The sequence below is a fragment of the Staphylococcus sp. HMSC068C09 genome (assembly GCF_001813735.1).
Classification (GTDB): Bacteria; Bacillota; Bacilli; order Staphylococcales; family Staphylococcaceae; genus Staphylococcus; species Staphylococcus hominis.
Genome location: NZ_KV813778.1, coordinates 1 through 4201 on the forward strand (window position 1 = coordinate 1; position 4201 = coordinate 4201).

Annotated in this window: 5 protein-coding genes and 1 riboswitch; of the genes, 4 read left to right on the forward strand and 1 reads right to left on the reverse strand. The window is 31.8% G+C overall.

Annotation, left to right across the window (positions count from 1 at the left end):
- Positions 1-93: 93 nt before the first annotated feature.
- Positions 94-1569 (reverse strand): alkaline phosphatase, encoded by a 1476-nt coding sequence (locus tag HMPREF2930_RS09550; RefSeq protein WP_017175469.1) that lies wholly within the window; start codon positions 1567-1569, stop codon positions 94-96.
- A 208-nt stretch (positions 1570-1777) separates the two neighbouring features.
- Positions 1778-1879: riboswitch (SAM riboswitch) on the forward strand.
- A 71-nt stretch (positions 1880-1950) separates the two neighbouring features.
- Here HMPREF2930_RS09550 and HMPREF2930_RS11610 point away from each other — a divergent pair.
- The 4 genes from HMPREF2930_RS11610 (at position 1951) to HMPREF2930_RS09560 (ending at position 4040) form a co-directional block, all read left to right on the forward strand.
- Positions 1951-2124, forward strand: coding sequence for a hypothetical protein (locus HMPREF2930_RS11610; RefSeq protein WP_017175468.1), 174 nt, complete (start codon positions 1951-1953; stop codon positions 2122-2124).
- A gap of 168 nt (positions 2125-2292) precedes the next feature.
- On the forward strand, positions 2293-2460 hold the full coding sequence (locus tag HMPREF2930_RS11615) for a hypothetical protein (RefSeq protein ID WP_017175467.1): 168 nt from the start codon (positions 2293-2295) through the stop codon (positions 2458-2460).
- Between the two features lie 12 nt (positions 2461-2472).
- Positions 2473-3138: a response regulator transcription factor gene (locus tag HMPREF2930_RS09555; protein WP_017175466.1), complete on the forward strand. Its 666-nt coding sequence runs from the start codon at positions 2473-2475 to the stop codon at positions 3136-3138.
- 5 nt (positions 3139-3143) lie between these two features.
- Positions 3144-4040, forward strand: a complete 897-nt coding sequence (locus tag HMPREF2930_RS09560; protein WP_017175465.1) for a sensor histidine kinase — start codon at positions 3144-3146, stop codon at positions 4038-4040.
- Positions 4041-4201: the final 161 nt, after the last annotated feature.

Here is a 4201-nt window from a genome sequence, read left to right on the forward strand (position 1 = left end):
TTTTGTTAGGAATTATGTCCCAGCCTCTTTTTTTCTGACCATAAAATAAGACGCTCTTTAATTATAGAGAGCGTCTTATCTATGAGCTAAATACTATTGTTGATTTTGGTTAGAAGTGACATCTTGACCAAAGAAGTCGAAGATGTTTTTCGCACTATCCGTGTTATCAATGTTACCACGGAACTTATCAGCACCTGGACCATATGCATAAGTATTTACATCTTCACCAGTGTGACCATATGTTGTCCAACCAGTATGAGATGCATCGTTAATTGGTTTTTGAATTGCATCTTGTAATTGAGTTGTTGCTTCAGCAATTTTCGGATCTTTATCGTCTTTTGCTTTATCAGTTACGTCTTTAAGTTCTTTTGCAGCTTCTTTAACTTTATCTAGTTGTTTTTCAGGGAAGTCGACACCATAACCTTCATTGATCACTGTTTCAGGATCTTTACCTTTAGCAATTTGTTCAGTCATGTAACTACCAGAATGTTTCATTTTATGAATAGCGTCTGGATTCCATACATAATCTTTACCTTTAGCGATGGATAAACCACCAGTTGAGTGGTCAGCAGTTGCGACAACTAATGTATCTTTATGATTTTTCGCATAGTCGATAGCGTTTTGGAATGCTTTATCGAAACCGCTCATTTCTGACATGACACCAGTGATATCATTAGGATGACCAGATTTATCAATTGAAGCGCCTTCTACCATTAAGAAGAATCCTTTATCATTTTTTTCTAATTTAGATAATGCACTGTCTTCCATATCTGCTAATAATGGATTTTGTTGTGGTGCATCAATTTGTAACGGCATATTTTTTTCAGCAAATAAACCTAATACTTGATCATTTTTAGAGTTAGCTAAGTCAGTCTTATTGGTTACATAGTCGTACCCATCTTTTTGAAATTTCTCAGTTAAATGACCATTTTCTTTACCGAAGTATTTAGAGCCTCCACCTAAAAGAACGTCTACTTTATGTTGGCCATTAATTTTATCATTATAAAATTGTTGTGCAATTTCATCTTTTTTATCACGATCATCTACATGTGCCGCATACACAGCTGGGGTTGCATCAGTGACTTCTGCTGTTGTCACTAAACCAGTTGATTTACCTTGTTCTTTAGCATATTCTAATACTGATTTTAAAGGTTTTTTATCATTATCTACAGAGATTGAACCATTATATGTTTTATGACCTGTAGCGAAAGCTGTACCACCTGCAGCTGAGTCAGTTACATTTTCTTTAGGATCATTAGGGTTAGTACGGTTAGTCCCTTTTAAATATTTATCAAAAGCAGTTTGATCTAATTCTTTGGTATTAGGATTATCTGCATAATAACGGTAAGCTGAATTATAAGAAGGACCCATACCATCTCCAACCATGAAAATCACATTTTTAGGATTTTTAGTGTTACCGATGGCCATGTAATCGCCATCTTGACCTTGTTGACCTTGAGCGCCTTGTCCAGCACCAGATGCAAATGATACATGTGTTGTACCTAATACTGAAGCAGCTAGGATTGAAGTTGCTACTGTGGTTTTTCCAAATTTATTAATAAAACTCATAATTAAAAAAGCCCCCTAATATGTAAAATATAGATTACTTACATATTTATATTAAGAAACTTTATTTGATTTGAAGTAAGTATTTAGTAAACTTTAGTTTAAGGTATTGTAAAAAATTATTAATTTATCATATTCTATGATTTAATAAATTAATTTAATATAAAGAATTGAAAATGTATGCTATAATAATATTAAATAAAATAGTTTAATCTTATTAAGAGTAAGTGGAGGGAATTGGCCCTATGAAACTTCAGCAACTGCGCTTTGCGTGAGGTGCTACATCCAACAGGATTTTCCTGAAAGATAAGAAGATGTCGACAAGCGCTTCTTATTTAAGGAGGGCTATTTTATTTACCCAAATTAAAAAAAGGTGGTAAACATATGACAACATTACAAGAACTATTTAAAGAATTAGATGATTGGAAACAGCATAGTCCTAAAAGTTGGGCAGGGAGTATTGGAAGAATAGCAAAAATCAATGATATCAAAAGACAAATTAAAGAAGCGATCACCATAGAAGATATTAGAAAGTATATTTTAAATAAAGAAGATTAAAAGTAAAAGAAGCATGGGAGTGAGACGGCGTATTCAAAATGAATTCGAATCTCGCTCCTTACTTTTTTATGAAACAGTTAATCTCGAATATATTCAATTTAAAGAAAAAGCGTTAAAATAAAGTTAAAGAAATCATGTCATGAATAAATATATAGAGGTGAATCAATAATGATATTCGTAATGTTATCTCCTTTACTGATAGTTGTATTTATCGCATTATCTATTATGGAAGAAAGAAAACGTAAGAAAAAAATGAAACATAAAGAAAATAAATTTGAACAAGAAAAAAATATAATGTCTAATCCTAATGACAATAATGATCATGACGCAAAATAAAGGATGAAAAAAATGAAAGTATTGATTGTCGAAGATGATGTCGTCATTGCAGAAAGTCTAGGGAATGAACTCTCACATTGGAACTATGAAGTGAGTATTGCTAAGCAGTTTGGTAATATTCTTGAAGAATTTAAAACTGTAGAACCTGAACTTGTGTTATTAGATATTAATTTACCTACATTTAATGGTTATCATTGGTGCCAAGAGATACGTAAAGTATCTAATGTCCCAATTATTTTCATTAGTTCGCGTACTGACAATATGGATCAAATTATGGCAATTCAAATGGGCGGAGATGACTTTATTGAAAAGCCATTTAATTTGTCACTTACTATAGCGAAAATTCAAGCATTGTTACGTAGAACATATGATTTAACGGTTTCAAATAATGAAATTACTGTTAAAGGGTGTAAGCTCGTTGTTGATGAAGCCACACTATATTACAACAATGACTCTGTACAACTTTCGTTTACTGAACTACAAATTTTGAATAAATTATTTCAAAATGCAGGGAAATATGTCAGTCGTACAGCAATCATTGAAAAATGTTGGGAATCGGAGAATTTTATTGATGATAATACGTTAGCAGTAAATATGACACGTCTACGTAAAAAACTGCAATCTATCGGTATTGTTGATTTCATTGAGACAAAGAAAAATGTAGGATATAAGGTGTAAATATGATGTTAAAAGCATTTATAAAATCGATACGTCATCAAATGATGATAGTAGCTTTATTTCTATTACTTTTCTTGGTGATTTTCTTTCTTTTTAATTTGCCTTTTAATGCATTCTTTCTAGGTATGGCAATTATTCTTTTCATAATGATTATTTTTTGGTTGATTCAACTTAGTGGATTTCAAGAAGCAGTGTCTTTAAAAGAAGAAGTTGCTGACTTAGAAGATGAATTACAACGTGTAAAAAATGAACAAGCTGCATACCAAGTCAATGTTGAGAACTATTTTTTAACATGGGTGCATCAAATGAAGACACCTATTACCGCTTCGAAACTCCTGTTAGAAAGAAATGAAGATAATGTAGTGAATCGCGTGCGTCAAGAAATTATACAAATTGATAACTACACGAGTCTTGCACTCAGCTATTTAAAATTAATGAATCAAGAAACGGATATGTCCTTTTCGAAAGTGACCATTAACGATCTCGTTAAACCGCTTATTATGAAATATTCGATTCAATTCATCGACCAAAAAACAAACATTCATTACACACGTTGTGAAGATGAAGTACTTACTGATGTTCAATGGTGTACAATCATGATAGAACAAATTCTTAATAATGCTTTGAAATATGCACGTGGTAAAGACATTTGGATTACGTTTAACAACGAAAATCAAGTGCTATCTATACGAGATAATGGTGTAGGAATTAGTAAAGCCGATCTTCCCAAAATCTTCGATAAAGGCTACTCGGGCTATAACGGAAGACTTCATCAACATTCAAGTGGCATTGGATTATTTATTGTTAAACATATATCGGCACATTTACATCATAAAGTAGAAGTGTCTTCAACGCTCAATGAAGGAACTACATTTGACATACATTTCCCAGAAAATAATTAAACTTTCAATAATGTAAGGATAACCAGTAACATTTTTAAGAAATGATTAATGTTACTGGTTTCTTTTTGTTTTATGATAGAAGTAAGTGATAAATTAAAGAGTGTAATAAAAAGAAAGGAAGCATGGATATCATGTTGTTAGACGTGAATAATGTAAAAAAA